Annotated in this window: 16 protein-coding genes; 4 read left to right on the top strand and 12 right to left on the bottom strand. The window is 72.2% G+C overall.

Going from position 1 to position 17,618, the window contains the following annotated elements; all coding sequences use genetic code 11:
* Nucleotides 1–9 precede the first annotated feature (9 nt).
* Nucleotides 10–270, bottom strand: a complete 261-nt coding sequence (locus OG521_32455; protein ID WUW25220.1) for a hypothetical protein — start codon at nt 268–270, stop codon at nt 10–12.
* A gap of 205 nt (nt 271–475) precedes the next feature.
* Here OG521_32455 and OG521_32450 point away from each other — a divergent pair, with 205 nt between their 5' ends.
* Nucleotides 476–1,756 carry a protein kinase gene (locus tag OG521_32450; protein ID WUW25219.1) on the top strand — a complete coding sequence of 427 codons (1,281 nt, stop codon included), beginning with the start codon at nt 476–478 and terminating at the stop codon, nt 1,754–1,756.
* Nucleotides 1,757–1,785: 29 nt separating this feature from the next.
* Here OG521_32450 and OG521_32445 read toward each other — a convergent pair whose 3' ends face one another.
* The 8 genes from OG521_32445 to OG521_32410 all read right to left on the bottom strand — a co-directional run bounded on the left by OG521_32445 (nt 1,786) and on the right by OG521_32410 (nt 12,708).
* A complete protein-coding gene (locus tag OG521_32445; protein WUW25218.1) occupies nt 1,786–2,604 on the bottom strand; it encodes an RNA methyltransferase in 819 nt (272 codons plus the stop codon).
* Nucleotides 2,605–2,668: 64 nt separating this feature from the next.
* Nucleotides 2,669–3,922 (bottom strand): uroporphyrinogen-III C-methyltransferase, encoded by a 1,254-nt coding sequence (gene cobA / locus OG521_32440; GenBank protein WUW25217.1) that lies wholly within the window; start codon nt 3,920–3,922, stop codon nt 2,669–2,671.
* 212 nt (nt 3,923–4,134) lie between these two features.
* A complete protein-coding gene (gene cobT, locus OG521_32435) occupies nt 4,135–7,584 on the bottom strand; it encodes a nicotinate-nucleotide--dimethylbenzimidazole phosphoribosyltransferase (protein ID WUW25216.1) in 3,450 nt (1,149 codons plus the stop codon).
* A 333-nt stretch (nt 7,585–7,917) separates the two neighbouring features.
* Entirely contained in the window at nt 7,918–9,156 is a 1,239-nt protein-coding gene (cbiE, locus tag OG521_32430) for a precorrin-6y C5,15-methyltransferase (decarboxylating) subunit CbiE (GenBank protein ID WUW25215.1), read from the bottom strand.
* 107 nt (nt 9,157–9,263) lie between these two features.
* A complete protein-coding gene (locus OG521_32425; GenBank protein ID WUW25214.1) occupies nt 9,264–9,941 on the bottom strand; it encodes a GNAT family N-acetyltransferase in 678 nt (225 codons plus the stop codon).
* A 102-nt stretch (nt 9,942–10,043) separates the two neighbouring features.
* Nucleotides 10,044–10,910 (bottom strand): MetQ/NlpA family ABC transporter substrate-binding protein, encoded by an 867-nt coding sequence (locus OG521_32420; protein ID WUW25213.1) that lies wholly within the window; start codon nt 10,908–10,910, stop codon nt 10,044–10,046.
* A 71-nt stretch (nt 10,911–10,981) separates the two neighbouring features.
* Complete coding sequence (locus OG521_32415; GenBank protein ID WUW25212.1) at nt 10,982–11,653, bottom strand: ABC transporter permease; 672 nt, start codon at nt 11,651–11,653, stop codon at nt 10,982–10,984.
* On the bottom strand, nt 11,650–12,708 hold the full coding sequence (locus OG521_32410; protein ID WUW25211.1) for an ATP-binding cassette domain-containing protein: 1,059 nt from the start codon (nt 12,706–12,708) through the stop codon (nt 11,650–11,652). Before OG521_32410 ends, OG521_32415 begins: the two co-directional genes overlap by 4 nt.
* A gap of 670 nt (nt 12,709–13,378) precedes the next feature.
* On the opposite strand from OG521_32410, the gene OG521_32405 reads away from it, so the two are divergent.
* Together OG521_32405 and OG521_32400 are read left to right on the top strand one after the other, a co-directional pair.
* Entirely contained in the window at nt 13,379–13,738 is a 360-nt protein-coding gene (locus OG521_32405; protein WUW25210.1) for a hypothetical protein, read from the top strand.
* Between the two features lie 2 nt (nt 13,739–13,740).
* Entirely contained in the window at nt 13,741–14,178 is a 438-nt protein-coding gene (locus tag OG521_32400) for a hypothetical protein (GenBank protein ID WUW25209.1), read from the top strand.
* A 3-nt stretch (nt 14,179–14,181) separates the two neighbouring features.
* On the opposite strand, the gene OG521_32395 is transcribed toward OG521_32400, so the two are convergent.
* From OG521_32395 to OG521_32385, 3 genes are all read right to left on the bottom strand, one after another.
* On the bottom strand, nt 14,182–14,685 hold the full coding sequence (locus OG521_32395) for a GNAT family N-acetyltransferase (GenBank protein ID WUW26880.1): 504 nt from the start codon (nt 14,683–14,685) through the stop codon (nt 14,182–14,184).
* Between the two features lie 37 nt (nt 14,686–14,722).
* The gene (locus tag OG521_32390) at nt 14,723–15,289 is read right to left on the bottom strand and encodes a sigma-70 family RNA polymerase sigma factor (protein ID WUW25208.1); all 567 of its coding nucleotides are present in this window, start codon (nt 15,287–15,289) and stop codon (nt 14,723–14,725) included.
* Nucleotides 15,290–15,402: 113 nt separating this feature from the next.
* On the bottom strand, nt 15,403–16,575 hold the full coding sequence (locus OG521_32385; protein WUW25207.1) for a glycerophosphodiester phosphodiesterase: 1,173 nt from the start codon (nt 16,573–16,575) through the stop codon (nt 15,403–15,405).
* 234 nt (nt 16,576–16,809) lie between these two features.
* Between OG521_32385 and OG521_32380 the strand changes: the two genes are divergently transcribed.
* Nucleotides 16,810–17,481 carry a 1-acyl-sn-glycerol-3-phosphate acyltransferase gene (locus OG521_32380; protein ID WUW25206.1) on the top strand — a complete coding sequence of 224 codons (672 nt, stop codon included), beginning with the start codon at nt 16,810–16,812 and terminating at the stop codon, nt 17,479–17,481.
* Nucleotides 17,482–17,618: the final 137 nt, after the last annotated feature.

Below are 17,618 nucleotides of genomic sequence, written 5' to 3'. Positions count from 1 at the left end.
GAGACGGGGCTACCCGGCGTTGGGGTCATCCCGGAGGGGACGCTCGGAGGCGTCCTCCCTGGGGACCGGCTGTTCGACCAGGGCGAGCACCCTGGTCGCCATGAAGCGGGCGGTGCGCACCACGGACCCGCTCCGCGTGACTTCACTCACTTCGACCACCCCTCGGCGGACCGCGGTCTCCACCCTGCGCCCTGCTCTGGAGGCCACCACTTCGTAGGTCCGGGTGGTGTCCCCGGCGTCCACGACTATCTCGACTCGATCGCCCTTCATTGATCCAATCCCCCTTCTGCGACGGACCTTTGAGATCTCGCACGGGCCGGGGAGCGTGGATCCGCGGCTCCCTGACCACTCCTCAAGTTTCCCACCCGGCACTGACAATCGAATCTCCGGCGAGGGCGCGGCCTCTGAGCGCCCCGGGCGGCGGGTACGTAAGCTGTGCCTCGTCAGGCGGACCAGGCAGCGGGGATGGGCAGACATGGCGATGATGCGGCTCCGGCGCGAGGACCCGCGTGTCGTCGGCTCGTTCAGACTGCACCGGCGGCTCGGGGCGGGCGGCATGGGTGTCGTGTACCTGGGTTCGGACCGGCGGGGCCAGCGGGTCGCGCTGAAGGTGATCCGGCCCGACCTGGCGGAGGATCAGGAGTTCCGCTCGCGGTTCGCGCGCGAGGTGTCCGCGGCCCGGCGGATCCGCGGCGGCTGTACGGCCCGGCTGGTCGCCGCCGACCTGGAGGCGGACCGTCCGTGGTTCGCGACGCAGTACGTACCGGGGCCGTCGCTGCACGACAAGGTGGCCGAGGAGGGTCCGCTGTCGGCGGCCGAGGTGGCCTCGATCGGGGCGGCGCTCTCCGAGGGCCTGGTGGCGGTGCACGAGGCCGGTGTCGTCCACCGTGACCTGAAGCCGTCGAACATCCTGCTGTCCCCCAAGGGCCCGCGGATCATCGACTTCGGAATCGCCTGGGCGACCGGTGCGTCCACGCTCACGCACGTCGGCACGGCGGTGGGTTCGCCCGGCTTCCTCGCGCCGGAGCAGGTGCGGGGCGCGGCCGTGACGCCGGCGACGGACGTCTTCTCCCTCGGGGCCACGCTGGCCTACGCGGCGATGGCCGACTCGCCTTTCGGGCACGGCAGTTCCGAGGTGATGCTGTACCGCGTGGTGCACGAGGAGCCTCAGCTGTACGACGTGCACGACGCGCTCGCACCGCTGGTGAGCGCCTGCCTGGCGAAGGACCCGGAGGAGCGGCCCAGCACCCTGCAACTCTCCATGCGGCTCAAGGAGATCGCGGCGCGGGAGGCGCAGGGGCTGCACGAGAGCCGGCCGCCGGCGCAGCGCTCGCCGCAGGAGGCGGACCGCCCGACCGGCCGTCTCGACGGCCCGTACACCGAGCAGCAGACGCGTCGCGCCGCCGGTCCGGGGCCGGCGTCGCGTCCGCAGAACCGGCAGACGGCTTCACCCCGTCCGGCGGCCCCGCGCACCGGTGGTTCGCGCCCCGCGCAGCAGCCGCCGCGCAGCACGACGCGTCCGGGGAAGCGGTCCCAGGGCTCGGCCGGGACGAACGGCAGGCCGGGCACGCGGCCCGGCCCCCGCACGACCTCGACCGGCCGGCGTCCTGCCAATCCGCGGCTGCTGCGGCAGCGGCTGGTGGTCTTCGTCGTGGTGACGCTGCTGGTGGCGCTGGGGATCGCGGCGGCCCAGGGCTGCCAGGGACCGGCCCGCGGTCTGGGCGCGGGCCAGCACCAGGAGCAGAGCGAGCGGTAGGCCGCTCGCCCCGGATCGGCTCGGGGGGCTCAGTTCTCCGGGCGGCCGGTGGCGACCGCGTAGAAGGCGACCGCTGCGGCCGCGCCGACGTTCAGCGAGTCGACGCCGTGGGCCATCGGGATGCGTACCCATTCGTCGGCGGCGACGAGGGCCTGCGTGGACAGTCCGTCGCCCTCGGCTCCGAGCATCAGGGCGACCTGGTCCATCCGGTGCGGGGCGGCCTCCTCGATGCTGCTGGCCTTCTCGTCCGGGGTGAGCGCGAGGAGCTTGAAACCGGCTTCCCGTACGGTCTCCAGCGCCTTGGGCCAGGTGTCGAGGCGGGCGTAGGGCACGGAGAAGACGGCGCCCATCGAGACCTTGACCGAGCGCCGGTACAGCGGGTCCGCGCAGTCCGGGGAGAGGAACACGGCGTCCATGCCGAGGGCGGCGGCGCTGCGGAAGATCGCGCCGATGTTGGTGTGGTCGTTGACCGCCTCCATGACGACCACACGGCGGGTGATGCGGAGCAGTTCGTCGGCGGTCGGCAGCGGCTTGCGCTGCATGGAGGCGAGGGCGCCGCGGTGGACGTGGTAGCCGGTGACGCGTTCGGCGAGCTCGGGGCTGACCGCGTACACGGGCGCCGGGACCTCGTCGATGACGTCGCGCATCAGGTCGACCCACTTCGCCGAGAGCAGCATGGAGCGCATCTCGTACCCGGCGTGCCGGGCGCGTCTGATCACCTTCTCCCCCTCGGCGATGAAGAGGCCCTCGGCGGGCTCGCGCCTGCGCCGCAGTTCGACGTCGGTCAGTCCGATGTAGTCGCTCAGGCGGGGGTCGTCGGGGTCGTCGACGGTGATGAGATCAGCCACAGGTTGATACTGCCTTGTCCGGTGTGTGGTGCCAACGGTCTGGAGGAAGATCCGTTACCGCTGGTTACTCGGTGGTTCGCGCGACGGCCCCGGGGCCGACCGCGACGACGTCGCCGATGACGATGACGGCGGGCGGGCGGACGTCCTCGGCCACGGCCCGTTCGGCGACCGTGGCGAGCGTCGCGTCGACGCGGCGCTGGGCGGCCGTGGTCCCTTCCTGGACCAGGGCGACGGGGGTCTCGGGGGACCTGCCGTGCGCGATGAGCGTACGGGCGATGGCGCCGATCTTGTCGACGGCCATCAGGAGCACCAGGGTGCCGCGCAGCCGGGCGAGCGCCTCCCAGTCGACCAGGGATCGCTCGTCGTCGGGGGCGACATGACCGCTGACCACGGTGAACTCGTGGGCGACACCGCGGTGGGTGACGGGGATGCCGGCCGCGCCGGGAACCGAGATCGAGCTGGAGATGCCGGGCACGACGGTGCACGCGATGCCCTCGGCGGCGAGCGCCTGCGCCTCCTCCATGCCGCGCCCGAAGACGAACGGGTCGCCGCCCTTGAGCCGCACGACGGCCTTGCCCGCCTTGGCGTGCTCGATCAGCGCGTTGTTGATCGCCTCCTGCGCCATGTAGCGGCCGTACGGGATCTTCGCGGCGTCGATCACCTCGACGTGCGGCGGCAGTTCGTCCAGCAGGTCGCGCGGGCCGAGCCGGTCCGCGATGACGACGTCGGCCTCGGCGAGGAGGCGGCGGCCGCGGACGGTGATCAGGTCGGGGTCGCCGGGGCCGCCGCCGACCAGGGAGACGCCGGGGGCCCTGGTGCGGTGGTGGGGGGCGGCGAGGGTGCCGTCGCGCAGGCCCTCGACGATGGCGTCGCGGACGGCGGCGGAGTGGCGCGGGTCCCGGCCGTGGGTGTCGGTGGTGAGCACGGCGACGGTCACGCCCTCGCTGCGGCCGGTGGCGGGGGTCAGGGCGGTGGCGGCGTCCGCGTTGTCGCTGCGGACGCACCAGGTGCGGGTGCGCTCGGCCTCGGCGGAGGCGGCGGCGTTGGCCGCGGTGTCGTCGGACGCGACGAGGGCGTACCAGGTGTCGGCCAGGTCCCCGTCGGCGTACGGGCGGCGCTCCCAGCGGATCTCGCCGGCGTCGGCCATCGCCTCGACGGACGGGGTGGCGGACGGCGAGACGAGGACGATGTCGGCGCCGGCCGCGATGAGGGCGGGGAGGCGGCGCTGCGCGACCTGGCCGCCGCCGACGACGACTACGCGGCGCCCGCTGAGGCGCAGTCCGACGGGGTAGGCGGGGTGATCGGCGTGCTCGGCCATGGCGGTGCGGGCTCCTCGTGCGATGCGGGGGCTGCGGCCGCTGCGGCGGTGGAGCGGCTGTGACGTGCGGTGTTCACGATACGGGGTGGCGCGCGGGGCCGAGCGGGGCTCCGCCCGCGCGCGCGGTCAAGCCGGACGGGCAGGATCAGGCCCCTCCGGCGGTTGAGGAGCGGGGGTCCGGGGGCAGCGCCCCCGAGACCCCCGCGGCTGCGCTACTTCTCCGTGACGCCCGCCGAGTCGAACGTCGCCACCTCGTGCATCGCGCGCGCCGCGCTCTGCACGATCGGCAGGGCCAGCAGCGCACCCGTGCCCTCGCCGAGCCGGAGGTCGAGGTCGACCAGCGGGCGCAGCCCCAGCTTGTTGAGCGCGGCGACATGGCCGGGCTCGGCACTGCGGTGGCCCGCGATGCAGGCGGCCAGGGCCTCCGGTGCGATGGCCCGGGCGACCAGGGCCGCGGCCCCCGCGCTCACGCCGTCGAGGATGACCGGGGTGCGGAGCGACGCGCCGCCGAGCAGGAACCCGGCCATCGCGGCGTGCTCCAGACCGCCGACGGCGGCCAGCACGCCGATCGGGTCGGCCGGGTCCGGCTGGTGCAGGTCGAGGGCGCGGCGCACCACGTCGACCTTGCGGGCGTGCATCTCGTCGTTGATGCCGGTGCCGCGACCGGTCACCTCGGCCGGGTCCATCCCCGTGTACACGCAGATCAGGGCGGCCGAAGCCGTGGTGTTGGCGATGCCCATCTCGCCGGTGAGCAGGCCCTTGTTGCCTGCGGCGACCAGGTCGCGGGCGGTCTCGATGCCGACCTCGATCGCGGCGAGCACCTCCTCGCGGGTGAGCGCGGGGCCGGTCGTGAAGTCGGCCGTGCCCGCGCGCACCTTGCGCGGCAGCAGGCCGGGCGTCGCGGGCAGCTCCGAGGCCACGCCGACGTCGACCACGCACACCTCGGCGCCGACCTGGGCCGCGAAGGCGTTGCAGACCGCGCCGCCGCCGAGGAAGTTGGCGACCATCTGGCCGGTGACCTCCTGCGGCCAGGCCGTGACGCCCTGGGCGTGGACTCCGTGGTCGCCCGCGAAGATCGCGACGGCCGCGGGCTCCGGGATCGGCGGCGGGCACATCCGGGAGAGCCCGGAGAGCTGGGCCGAGATGATCTCCAGCATGCCGAGCGCGCCGGCGGGCTTGGTCATCCGCTTCTGGCGCTCCCATGCCTCGCCGAGTGCCTTGGCGTCCAGCGGCCGGATGCTGGAGATGGTCTCCTGGAGCAGGTTGTGCGGCTCCTCGCCGGGCAGGGCGCGGCGGCCGTACGTCTCCTCGTGGACGACCCACGACAGCGGGCGCCGCTTGGACCAGCCCGCCTGCATCAGCTCGGGCTCCTCCGGGAACTCGTCGACGTAGCCGACACAGAGGTACGCGACCACTTCGAGGTGCTCGGGCAGTCCCAGGGCACGGACCATCTCGCGCTCGTCGAAGAAGCTGACCCAGCCGACGCCGAGTCCTTCGGCTCGGGCCGCGAGCCACAGGTTCTCGACGGCGAGCGCCGAGGAGTACGGGGCCATCTGCGGCTGGGTGTGCCGGCCGAGAGTGTGGCGGCCGCCGCGGGTGGGGTCCGCCGTGACGACGATGTTGACCGGGGTGTCGACGATCGCCTCGATCTTCAGTTCCTTGAACTGCTTCGCCCGCGCCTTGGGGAGCGACTTCGCGTAGGCCTCGCGCTGGCGCTGCGCCAGTTCGTGCATGGAGCGGCGGGTCTCCGCGGAGCGGATGACGACGAAGTCCCAGGGCTGCGAGTGTCCCACGCTGGGCGCCGTGTGAGCGGCCTCCAGCACGCGCAGGAGCACCTCGTGCGGGATGGGGTCGGCACGGAAGCCGTTGCGGATGTCGCGGCGCTCGCGCATGACCCGCAGGACGGCGTCGCGCTCGGCGTCGTCGTAGCCGGGGGCGGGCGGCGTGGCGGCGGGCACGTCCTCGGCCGCCTCCGGGGCCTCGGCGAGTCCGACGACCGGGGCCTCGGGCTCCGGCTCCGTCACGGGTTCGGCAACGGCCTCGGGCCGTACGGCCTCCGGACCCGTCCGCTCAACTGCCTCGGGGTGGCCGACCGTGAGGTCCGGGGTCTCGATGACCTCGGGGCCCACCTCGGGCTCGGACTCGGCCAGGGACGCCGAAGGCACCTCGATGGGCGCTGCCTCGACAGTTGCCACCGGCTCCGTGGGCTCCGTGGGCTCCACCGGCTGCTCGGCCACCGGTGCCGGGGCCGGGTGCGGGGCGATCGACAGGGAGTCCGTCACGGGTACGAACCCGCCCAGCGATGCGCCTTCGGGAACGGGCTCCACCGGCTGCTCCGCCACCGGCGGCTCCACGGCCGCGACGGGTGCGACGGGCGCGGGCTCTTCTTCGGCCGGTACTGCTTCCTCGGCCGGTGCTGCTGCTTCGACCGGTGCTGCTGCTTCGACCGGTGCCGCCTCGGGGGCGGCTGCCTCGGGAACGGCGGCCTCGGCCCTAGGTTCTTCGACTGCGGGCGCTACCACGACGGGTGCTTCCACGACAGGTGCTTCGGCGACGGGCGCTTCCACGACAGGTGCTTCAGCGACCGGTGCTTCAGCGGCGGCCACCGCCTCGGCCACAGGCTCCGTCTCAGCAGCGACGGCCTCGAGAGCAACGACGTCAGGAGCAACGGTCTCCGGAGCGACGACCTCGGCGGGCGCGGCCTCGGCGGGCGCGGCCTCGGCCATCACCGGAACGGGAGCGGGCTCCTCGGCCGGCGCCTCCGCCACGAACTCGGCCACGGCCTCGGGCACGGGTTCCACCACTGACTCGACCGCGACCGGTTCCGGGACGACCGTTTCTGCGGGTGCGGGTGCGGGCGCCGGGGCGGCCACCTGGGCCACGACCGGGACCGCGGCCTGGGCCGCCCACTGGTTCGCGCTCTGCGGCGGGATCTCGCCGAGCTGCGGGCCCGGGAGCGCGGCCACCTCGTCGGCCGGCATCTCGAAGTACTCGGGTTCGGCGGTGGCCGGGCCCGCGTGCCGGGCGGGCGCCTGGACGGCGGTCCGCGTCTGGGGCTGGGCCTGCGGAGCGCCCGCCGGGCCGCGGTCGGCCAGCGAACGGACCACGCCGCCGCCGGACGTACCGCCGTAGGAGGGGCCGGAGTCGGCGGAGGCCGGGCCGCGGTGCAGCGGGCGGCGCACGGGTGCCTGCGTCTGCGCCACCGGGACCTGGGCCTGCGCCGGGGCGGGGACGGGCGACGGGATGCGCACGCCGCCGAGATCGACATGGCCGGAGTCCCGGCCGCCGGACTCGTGGGTGCCCTGGCCGGTCTCCTGCAGCGGCTCGGCGGCGGCCTGCTGCATGGCGTACGCCGGCGGCTGCTCCTGGAACTGGACGGGGCCCTGGGACTGCCCCTGCGGCAGGCCCTCGCCGTGCATCGCGTGCTGCGGCTGCGGGGCGGGCTGGTATCCGCCGCCCTGCTCGGGCAGCGGAGCCGGGGCGGCCTGGGGCTCGCTCCAGGCGCCCTGGGAACTGGGCATCAGCAGAAGGTCGTCGTCCTCGGACGCATGCTCGGAGGGATCGAGGAAGGTGTAGGCATCCGGGGCGGGGATGCCCGGCTGCTCCACCATGCCTGCGTTCTCCGGCAGTCCCTCGCCCGGGATCTGGCCGGTGTCACTCATGCGTACCCCTCGCCCATCGTCAGTGCTTCTTCGGCCCTTCGCCCGGGACGCCCGGACGCGGCACACCGGTGCTCGTCCAGTGGAACGAGCAGGCGCGCCGCGCGGCACGAATCGGTCGCGGACATACTGCATTCTCGCGTTCGTTCGCCGCCGCGGCAGGACATTTCGCCACGGCTCGCTGTGGACTGCGCCACGTCGCGCGTCCCCCGGTTCTGCCGTACCACAACGAGGGCCAAAACGGTCCCCTTTTCCGGACATTGACGAACGAAGCGACGAACGTCCGGGCGCGGTGCAACGATCGTTCAGCCTACCTCGCACCGTATGCGGGACGGGTCAGGGGGCAAGGTCCGAACGCAGTGCGGAAAGCAGGAAGACGACCGTGCGTTCGCGCTCCGCCCATGCGGCCGTGTCGAGTTCGACGGACTGGAGGAGCGAGCAGGCGACCGTGTAGCCGTTCTCGGTGAGGGCGGCGCCCAGTGCCTCGGCCTCGTCCCGGGTCGACGCGTGGGTCACGATCCGCTCGGGCCTGCGGTCGGCGACGGCGGTGACGACGGGCACGCCGCCGCCTCCGATCCGTACGACGTCGGGTTCGGGCAGCCGTTCCAGGACATGGGGTGCGCGGCCCTCGACGACCTGGAGCTGGACCCCGAAGGCCCGCGCGGCCGCGGTCGTGCGGGCGCAGGCGTCCGGGTCGCTGTCGACGGCCAGGACCGCCGCGCCGAAGCGGGCGGCCTCCACGGCCAGGGCGCCGCTGCCGGAGCCGATGTCCCAGAGCAGGTCGCCGGTGCGGGGTCCGAGGTGGGCGAGTTGAGCGGCGCGGAGGCCGGGGCCCTCGCCCTCGCCGCTCTCGCCGCGGGTGTCCGTCGCGGTGCCGGGGTAGGCGTCGGCGGGCAGTGCCCAGCCGCGTACGCCCTGGGGGTAGGCGGGGTGGCGGCCCGCGATCCAGGCTCCCTCGGCCCGCTGTTCGGGGCCGCCGCCGATGACGATGACGACGTTGGGGTCGCGCCAGACGTGGTCGGCGGCCGCGTCGGAGGTGACGACGGTGACCTGTTCGCGGTCGGTGCCGAGTTCCTCGCAGACGACGAACGTGCGGTGGACGCCTTCGAGGAGCAGGGCGAGTTCGGCGGGTCCTGCCCCGGGCGACGTGAGGACGGCGACCTTGTGGTGGGCGCGGCAGACGTTCACGGCGCGGCGCAGGGTGCGGGGGTGGGCGACGACCGTCTGGGCGTCCTCCCACGGCATGCCGGCGCGGGCGAAGGCGGTGGCGACGGAGGTGACGGCGGGCACCACTTCGACCTCGAGGCCGTGCTCGGGCGCGCGCAGCGTGCGGACGACGCCGAAGAACCCGGGGTCGCCGTCGGCGAGGACCACGGCGCTGCCGCGGTGGCCGGCGATGCGGCGGGCGGCCAGGTCGACGGAGCCGAGCCGGATCCGCTCCGCGGCCTGCGGGATCTCGGGCAGGGCGAGATGGTGTGCGGCTCCGGCGACGAGGGTGGCGGCCGAGAGCGCGGCCGTGGCCGCTCTGGTCAGTGGCGAGCCGTCCCAGCCGATCACTGTGACCCGATCGGCCATCTGTCGTCATTCTCCTGGAGTTGTCGCAGGTGGGGCTGGTTGCCCTGGAGCGGGCAGAGTGAGGTTACCGGGTCCGGACCGGTGGGGCGCGGGTGCCCCGGTGCCGGTCAGTTCCAGTCGTTGTAGGTGCCGTATCCGCCCGCGTCGGCGAGCTGTTCGGCGACGCCTTCGAGGTCCTCGGGGAGGAGGCCCCAGACGATCAGGTCGGTCCTGATGTCGGTCCATCCTCCGTCCTCGGTCTGTGAGCGGGCTATCCGGGCGTTGCGCAGGACTCCCTCGCTGATGCAGCCGAGCTTCTGGGCGACCTGCTGGGAGGCGGTGTTGTCGGCGGCGGTGCGCAGCTCGATGCGCTCGAAGGCCTGGTCGCGGAAGAGCCACTGGGCCAGGGCGAGCACGGACTCGGTGGCGTAGCCCTCGCCGCGCGCCCACGGGGCGGTGACGTAGGCGGCCTCCGTGGCGCGGGTGTGCCAGTCGGTGTTGCGCAGCCGTACGGAGCCGACGAGGCGCTGGGTGAGGAACTCGGTGACGGCCAGCACGATGCCGTCGCCCTTGGTCCGCTGTGCGGGAGCGATCCTGCGGACCCAGCGTTCGGCGTCGACCTGGGTGTAGGGGTGGGGCGCCTCGGTCCAGGCGACGACGAGTTCGTCGTTCATCATCTCGATGTAGGCGGGGATGTCCGCCATGTCGAACGGGCGCAGCACCAACCGGTCCGTGCTGATGGAGATGTCCGGAAAGGTGGAAGTCATGCGCAGCTCCATGCCGAAGACCGTGTAAAGGCACAGCATGCAGCATCGGGCGGAGCTTGTGCATGGCCGGGTCGGCACGGCGGAGCCCCGCGCCCCCGGGACGGGGGGTGCGGGGCTCGTCGGGCAAGTGCCGTGCCGGGGTCAGGACTTGGCTGCGGTCCCGAAGGCGGGGATGACGGAGCCCTGGTAGCTGTCCTCGATGAACTTCTTGACCTCGTCGGAGTGCAGGAGCTTCACGAGCTTCTCGACGCGGGCGTCCTTCTCGTTGCCCTTCTTCACGGCGATGATGTTGGCGTACGGGTTGCCGTCCGCCTTCTCCAGCACCAGCGCGTCCGTGGCGGGCTTGAGCTTGGCCTCGATGGCGTAGTTGCCGTTGATGACGGCGGCGTCCACGTCGTTCAGGGCGCGGGGGACGGTCGCCGCCTCCAGCTCCTTGAACTCCAGGCCCTTCTTGTCGGTGATGTCGCTCAGCTTGGCGCTGGTTCCGACGCCGGCCTTGAGCGTGATCAGACCGTTCTCGGCGAGGAGCTGGAGCGCGCGGCCCTCGTTGGTGGTGTCGTTCGGTACGGCGATGGTCTGGCCGGACTTGATGTCGCCGAGGTCCTTGACCTTCTTGGAGTAGAGGCCGAGGGGCTCCAGGTGCACGGTGCCGACGGAGACCAGGTGGGTGTTGTTCTTCTTGTTGAAGTCGTCCAGGTAGGGCTGGTGCTGGAAGAAGTTGGCGTCGACCTGGCCGGTCTCGGTCGCGGTGTTCGGCAGGACGTAGTCCGTGAACTCCTTGACCTCCAGGTTGAGGCCGGCCTTCTTCGCCAGGTTCTTCTTGACGAAGTTCAGGATGTCGGCGTGCGGCGTCGGGGACGCGGCGACGACGAGGGCCTTGGAGGTGTCGGCCTTGGCTCCGGTCTCGCTCTTGGACGCCGGGTCGGAGTCCGTACCGCAGGCGGTGAGGCCGAAGGCGAGGGCGGCGGTGGCGGCGGCGGCAGCGGTGATCTTGATGTTCTTACGCACGAAGAGTGCCTCTTTCAGGTGGTGATGGTGGTGCGCCCGGACAAGGAGTGCGGGCTCGGGGAGGAGAAGTCTCAGGAGGTGGTGCGGCCGCGGCGGGCCAGCAGGCGTACGGCTCCGTCGCCGATCAGCTGGATCACGGTCACGATGACGATCAGCAGCGCGACGGTGATGAGCATGAACTGGTTGTCGAAGCGCTGGAATCCGTAGGTGACGGCCTTGGAGCCGAGCCCTTCGCCGCCGACCGCGCCGGCCATCGCGGAGTAGCCGATGAGCACGATGACGGTGGTGGTGACGCCGGAGACGAGCGAGGGCAGGGCCTGCGGGAGGAGGACCTTGCGGACGATCGTCGGGATGGATCCGCCCATGGACTGGACGGCTTCGACGAGCCCGTGGTCGACCTCGCGCACCGCCGTCTCGACGAGCCGGGCGAAGAAGGGGATGGCGCCGACGGCGAGCGGCACGATCATCGCGGTCGGGCCGATGAACGTACCGACGACCCAGGTGGTGAAGGGGATCAGGGCGATCAGCAGGATGATGAACGGCAGCGAGCGGCCGATGTTCACGATCACGCCGATGACCTTGTTCACCGGGGTGTTCTGCAGCAGTCCGCCCTTGTCGGTGAGGACGAGCAGGACGCCGAGCGGCAGTCCCACCAGGACCGTGACGACGGCGGACCACAGGACCATGTAGAGGGTGTCGACGGTGCCCTGTGTCAGCAGTGGCTGCATTTCGGACCAGGTCACTTCGCCACCTCCTTGGTGAGCGGTGCGGGGATGCTGACGGGTTCGGTCTCCGTACCCTCGACGAGCTCGGCCTGCAGGCCCTGCTCGCGCAGGAAGCCGATCGGCACGACGTTCTCCTCGAACCGGCCGGGCAGCTCGATGCGCATCCGGCCGATCTGCTTGCCGCCGACGGTGTCCATCGCGGCGCCCAGGATCGAGATGTCGATGTTGTACGTACGGGAGAGCTGCGAGATCACCGGGCGGGCGGCGGCCTCACCGTGGAAGGTGACGTCGACGACCGTGGCGTCGGGGCCGGAGGCGCTGCCGCCGACCGGGAACAGCTCGTGGGCGAGTTCGGAGCCGGGGGTGGCGAGCAGGTCGCCGACGGTGCCGGACTCGACGATCCGCCCCTTCTGCATCAGCGCGGCGGAGTCGCAGACGGTCTTGACGACGTCCATCTCGTGCGTGATGAGCAGGACGGTCAGGCCGAGCTGCCGGTTGAGGTCGCGCAGCAGCTGGAGGATGGAGCGGGTGGTCTCGGGGTCCAGCGCCGAGGTCGCCTCGTCGGAGAGCAGCACCTTGGGGTCGCCGGCGAGTGCGCGGGCGATGCCGACGCGCTGCTTCTGGCCGCCGGAGAGCTGGCCGGGGTAGGCCTTGGCCTTGTCGGCGAGGCCGACCAGGTCAAGGAGTTCCAGGGCCTTGCGGGAGCGCTCGCGCCCGGTGACTCCGAGGATCTCCAGGGGGAGCTCGACGTTGCCCTGGACGGTGCGGGAGGCCAGCAGGTTGAAGTGCTGGAAGACCATGCCGATGCGGCTGCGGGCGTCGCGCAGTTCCTTGCCGGCGCGGCGGCCACGGCCCGCGAGGGCGGTGAGGTCCTGGCCGCCCACGGTCACGGTGCCGGAGGTGGGGCGTTCCAGGAGGTTGACGCAGCGGATGAGGGACGATTTTCCGGCACCGCTCTGCCCGATGACGCCGTACACCTCGCCCTCGCGGACGTGCAGGTCGACGCCGTCCAGAGCGGTGACCTCACGGCCGCGCGACTGGTAGACCTTCGTGAGGCCCGTAGTGGTGATCACAGGGTTTCCGTCACTGTCGAGTGCGCGGCGCGGTGTCCGCCGGGCACGGGGAAGTCGTCCGATGAGGCTGTCCGGACGTTTCGATCGGACGTGTTGCGAGCGGGGTCCGGGCACGGCCGGGCGCGGCGGTGGCCGCGGGGCAGCGTGCTGGAAGGGCGCGTTCCGCTGGGTGCGGACGGCTCCGACGCGGTCTCGCTTCGGGGCGCGAGACTCAGGTGTGGGCCCTCAGAAGGCGCGCATTCGACACATACAACGAGCACCGGGCGTCGTGATCGCCTCGGTCGCAAGGATGCGGCTGCTCGTCGTGGTCATGCCCCAAGTAAAACAGACGTAACGTTCCTGCCGAACCGGCTGTCCGGATAGCGGACGAGCGTGGATGGTGCGTCCGCGCCGGACGGGCCGGCCCGCCGGGAATCCACCACACAGCTGTGACCTGCATGAACAGTGCAACGAGCGCTGCGGATGCACCCAGTGCCACCGACCGGGGCCGCCCGTATGTGTGGCCAAGGCCACGGCGCCCGGACCACCGCTCCCCCGCCCGGGGCGGACCGGCACGGACCGCACGGGACCTCTCTGTCCGGCCGGACGGGATCTTGGTTGCCGTGGGCTTGCGGCGTGCGGGTGCGGGGGCGCACGCAGCGGGCGGATCCGCCCGTAATACCCTCGGCTCATGCTTGACGCCCTGACGATCGCGGTCGGCGTGGCCGCCCTCGCCCTCGCCGCCTGGTGCGGATTCGCCGCCTACCGGGACCAGCCGACCAAGGACTGGCACTTCATCGGGATGGCCGTGGTCTCGCTGCTGGCGCTGGCCCAGCTGGTGGTGGGGATCGTGCAGCTGGCCCGCGGCGAGCGGCCGGAGCAGGGCATGACCATCTTCATCGCGTATCTCATCGGGGCCTTCCTCGCCGTGCCCGCGGCGGGCTTCCTGTCGCTGAGCGAACGGACCCGGTGGGGTTCGGTGACGGTGGCGGCGGGCGCGGTCGTGCTGGCCGTTCTCGAAGTACGGCTCTACGACATCTGGGGAAACTGACCGTGACCGACACCGAGCGCACCCCCGAAGCGGCCCCCGGCGAGAAGCAGCCGTTCGACCTCGGGACCGGGCCCGGCCGGGTACTGGTCTGGTTCTACGGCGTGTTCACCGTCGCGGCGGCGTCCCGTGCCATCGTCCAGATGATCCTGGACTTCGGAAAGGCTCCGCTGTCCTACGTGCTGTCGGCCGCCGCCGCCGCCGTCTACGGCTTCATCACCTATTCGCTGGTGCGCGGGGGCGAGAGGGCGCGCCGGACGGCTCTGGTGTGCTGCGCCGCCGAGCTCGCCGGGGTGCTGATCGTGGGTACGTGGACGCTCGTCGAGCCGTCCGCGTTCTCGGACGCCACCGTCTGGTCGTACTTCGGCAGGGACTACCTGTTCATCCCGGTGATCCTTCCGGTCACCGGGATGATGTGGCTGCGCCGCGCGCGCACCGCGTGACGCCTAGGCGCTCGTCACATAGGCGGGCGCCGAGGCCTCCTTCTCCAGGAGGATCATCCGGACGCCGTCCTGACCGGTGGCGTCACCGACGGGGGCGTAGCCGGCCCGCCGGTAGAGGCGCAGATTGCCCTCGCTCCGGTGTCCGGTGTGCAGGCAGTAGCGGGTGGCCGACCGCTGGTCGGTGAGTCCGGCCTCCACCGCTCCCAGCAGGCGGGCGCCGAGGCCGTGTCCCCGGAGCCGGGGGTGGACGCAGAGGCGCCCGATCTCACCGGCACCGTCCTGCGCCATCGACCCGCGTACCGAACCGACGACTTCCTCGCCGAGGCGTGCCACGAACACCAGGTTCGTGGCGATCTCGGCGCGCATCGCGTCGAGGGTCTCGACGAGGGGGTCGATCCGGTAGTTGCCGTACAGCTCCGCCTCGCTCTGGAAACAGAGGTATTGGAGTTTCAAGATCTGTTCGGCGTCCTGTGCACTCGCCGCCGAGATGATCACGCTCATGCCCATCTGCGCATGCCTCTCGCTCACCTGATCCGCCGGTTGTCTACCGCTCCTTTCCCCGCAGTTCAGGAGCTACAACCTCCGCCGCCAGCATTCTGCGCAGACATCCAAGGCATCGGGAACGGATCGGACCCAAACTCCCCTGTGACATACCCAACGCCCCTGCGATTTCCCGGTAGGTGGGATCGCCCGGGGCGAGCAGCGCGCCGATGAGGCGGGCGCAGCGGGCGGGAAGCCGGGCCACGGCGGCGCGCAGCCTGCGCCGTTCGTCGGCGCCGAGGACGGCCCGCTCCGGGCAGCCGGCCGGGTCGGGGGCGTTCTCGTCACGGTAGGGGCGTTCGTGCCGGGCGGTGCGACGGGCCCGGCGGGCCTCCGCCCTGACGGTGTCCCGCACCCAGCGGGCGGGGTCGCCCGGCGGCCCCTGGTCGGCGAGGCGTTCCAGCAGCCGCAGCCAGACCGACTGTTCGAGATCGGCACGGTCGACCGCAGCACCGGTGGCAGCGGCTGCGGACTCCGCTCCCGCCTCGGCGCTGACCAGGGGATACAGCGTGCGGACGACGGTCGCGGCGGCCGGACCGGGCAGTCCGCGGGGATGATCGAGAAGCGTCATGTCCCCACCCGACGCCCTTCGCCCGCGGCCGGTTGCCGAACGGGCCGGGCACCACCCGACCGGGGCACGCCCCGGCCGGGTGCTGACGCCGCACCGCAACTGCTGCCGGGCCGCTACCGCTTGCCGGCGAAGTCGGCCGCGGCGAGCAGCGCCGTGTCCGGGTTGTCGGAGAAGACCCCGTCGATCCCGGTCGCGAAGTACGCGGCGAAGGCGCCGAACGCGTCGCCGTACGCGTTCGGGTCGGTGCCCCGGCGGAAGTCGGCGGGCAGGAAGGTGTTCTCGTTGCGCATCGTGTACGGGTGCAGGATCAGGCCCTGCGCGTGCGCGTCCCGCACCAGGGTGGTGGGTTCGGCGAGCTTGCCGGAGCCGTCCTTGGGGATGACCAGGTCCAGGGTGGGGCCGATGCCCTGGGCGAAGGACGCCATCCACTTCAGGCCCGCGGGCTTCACCAGGTCGTCCACGGTGCGCGGGTCCCCCGACACGACGAAGTCCCACGGCCGGGTGCCGGCGCCGGACAGCAGGACGACGCGCGGGGTGGCGACGAGCCCGGACAGCCGCTGGATGCTGCCCGGTTCGAAGGACTGGAGGATGAGCGGCGACTGCGCGCGGTGCCGGTCGTAGCGGCGCAGCAGTCGGACGAGCGGCTCCTCCAGGCCGAGGCCCAGGCCGCGGAAGTAGGTGGGGTGCTTGGTCTCGACGTACAGCCAGACCGGCTTGCCGCGCCTGCGGCCCTCGCGGTCGGCCCAGCGCAGGACCTCCTCGAAGGTCGGGATCTCCCAGCGGCCGTCGTACAGGGTGTTCTTCTGCCGGTTGCCGGGGATGCGCTCCTTGGCGCGGAGCGTCTTCAGCTCGGCGAGGGTGAAGTCCTCGGTGAACCAGCCGGTCAGGGCGACACCGTCGACGGTCTTCGTGGTCCTGCGGCTCGCGAACTCGGGGTGGGCGGAGACGTCGGTGGTGGCGGTGATGTCGTTCTCGTGGCGGCATACGAGATGGCCGTCCCTGGTCGGCACCAGGTCCTGCTCGATGATGTGCGCGCCCATGTCGAGGGCCAGCTGGTAGGAGCCGAGCGTGTGCTCGGGGCGGTAGCCGCTGGTGCCGCGGTGTCCGATGACGGTGGGCACCGGCAGGTCGAGGCGGTGACCGCCGCCGTGCCCGCCGGACTTCCCCGCGGTGTTCTCCGAGGCCTGCGCCGTCCCGGTGATCCCGAGGGCGGCCGTGCCGAGTACCGCGGCCCCCGCGCCCATGACGGTCCGTCGTCCGGGACTGGCCTGCGCACGCTCTGTCATGAATGCTCCTCGCATGTGATGTCCGGCACCTGTCGGGCGAGGACCGAGCGTAGGCAGCGGCGTGGTCCTGGCGGCGGCACCTGGACGAACATGGCGCAAACACACGTCAACACTGCGTATCCACTGGGTGAACCCGATGTGCGATCGGCGAGTACCCGCGAGTATCGTCCTCACCTGCATGGACCCTCACCATCCGTCGCCTCGGCCGGCCCGGCCACTACACCGGAGGAACCGTTGTCCCGACTCGCACTCATCAAGGCAGTGCTCGGACCGATCCTGCGTCTGATGTTCCGTCCGCGGATGGAGGGCATCGAGAACATTCCGGGCTCCGGGCCGGTGATCCTGGCGGGGAACCACCTGACGTTCATCGACTCGATGATCATGCCGATCTGCTGCGACCGTCCGGTGTCCTTCATCGGCAAGGACGAGTACGTCACGGGCAAGGGGCTCAAGGGCCGGCTGATGGCCTGGTTCTTCACCGGTGTCGGCATGATCCCGGTGGACCGGGACGGCGGCCGCGGCGGTGTCGCGGCGCTGATGACGGGCCGCCGCATCCTGGAGGAGGGCAATGCCTTCGCGATCTACCCGGAGGGCACCCGCTCCCCCGACGGCCGGCTCTACCGGGGCCGTACCGGCATCGCGCGGCTGACGCTGATGACGGGCGCCCCGGTGGTGCCGTTCGCGATGATCGGCACGGACAAGCTGCAGCCGGGCGGCTCCGGTCTGCCGCGGCCCGGCAAGGTCACGGTCCGCTTCGGTGAGGCGATGGAGTTCTCGCGCTACGAGGGCATGGACCGCGACCGCTATGTGCTGCGGGCGGTGACGGACTCCGTGATGGCCGAGGTGATGCGGCTGTCCGGCCAGGAGTACGTCGACATGTATGCGACCAAGGCGAAGGCCGCCTGAGCCGGAGCACGACGGCGCGGCACAGGACATACGGAAGGGCCCGTACCCCGGTTGGCGGTACGGGCCCTTCCGTATGTCGTTCCACTCGACCGGCGGATCGGCGTCCGGCGCGGCCTCTCAGCCGCGGGCCTTCCCGG

The sequence above is a fragment of the Streptomyces sp. NBC_01463 genome, assembly GCA_036227345.1.
In the GTDB taxonomy this organism is placed as follows: Bacteria; Actinomycetota; Actinomycetes; order Streptomycetales; family Streptomycetaceae; genus Streptomyces.
This window is presented reverse-complemented; position numbering and strand designations above follow the sequence as displayed.

What these genes read in the sequence shown, in the direction of transcription:
- OG521_32455 (WUW25220.1), bottom strand. Translation starts at nt 270, where the DNA reads ATGAAGGGCGATCGAGTCGAGATAGTCGTGGACGCCGGGGACACCACC.
- OG521_32450 (WUW25219.1), top strand. Translation starts at nt 476, where the DNA reads ATGGCGATGATGCGGCTCCGGCGCGAGGACCCGCGTGTCGTCGGCTCG.
- cobA (WUW25217.1), bottom strand. Translation starts at nt 3,922, where the DNA reads ATGGCCGAGCACGCCGATCACCCCGCCTACCCCGTCGGACTGCGCCTC.
- cobT (WUW25216.1), bottom strand. Translation starts at nt 7,584, where the DNA reads ATGAGTGACACCGGCCAGATCCCGGGCGAGGGACTGCCGGAGAACGCA.
- cbiE (WUW25215.1), bottom strand. Translation starts at nt 9,156, where the DNA reads ATGGCCGATCGGGTCACAGTGATCGGCTGGGACGGCTCGCCACTGACC.
- OG521_32425 (WUW25214.1), bottom strand. Translation starts at nt 9,941, where the DNA reads ATGCTGTGCCTTTACACGGTCTTCGGCATGGAGCTGCGCATGACTTCC.
- OG521_32405 (WUW25210.1), top strand. Translation starts at nt 13,379, where the DNA reads ATGCTTGACGCCCTGACGATCGCGGTCGGCGTGGCCGCCCTCGCCCTC.
- OG521_32395 (WUW26880.1), bottom strand. Translation starts at nt 14,685, where the DNA reads ATGGGCATGAGCGTGATCATCTCGGCGGCGAGTGCACAGGACGCCGAA.
- OG521_32390 (WUW25208.1), bottom strand. Translation starts at nt 15,289, where the DNA reads ATGACGCTTCTCGATCATCCCCGCGGACTGCCCGGTCCGGCCGCCGCG.
- OG521_32385 (WUW25207.1), bottom strand. Translation starts at nt 16,575, where the DNA reads ATGACAGAGCGTGCGCAGGCCAGTCCCGGACGACGGACCGTCATGGGC.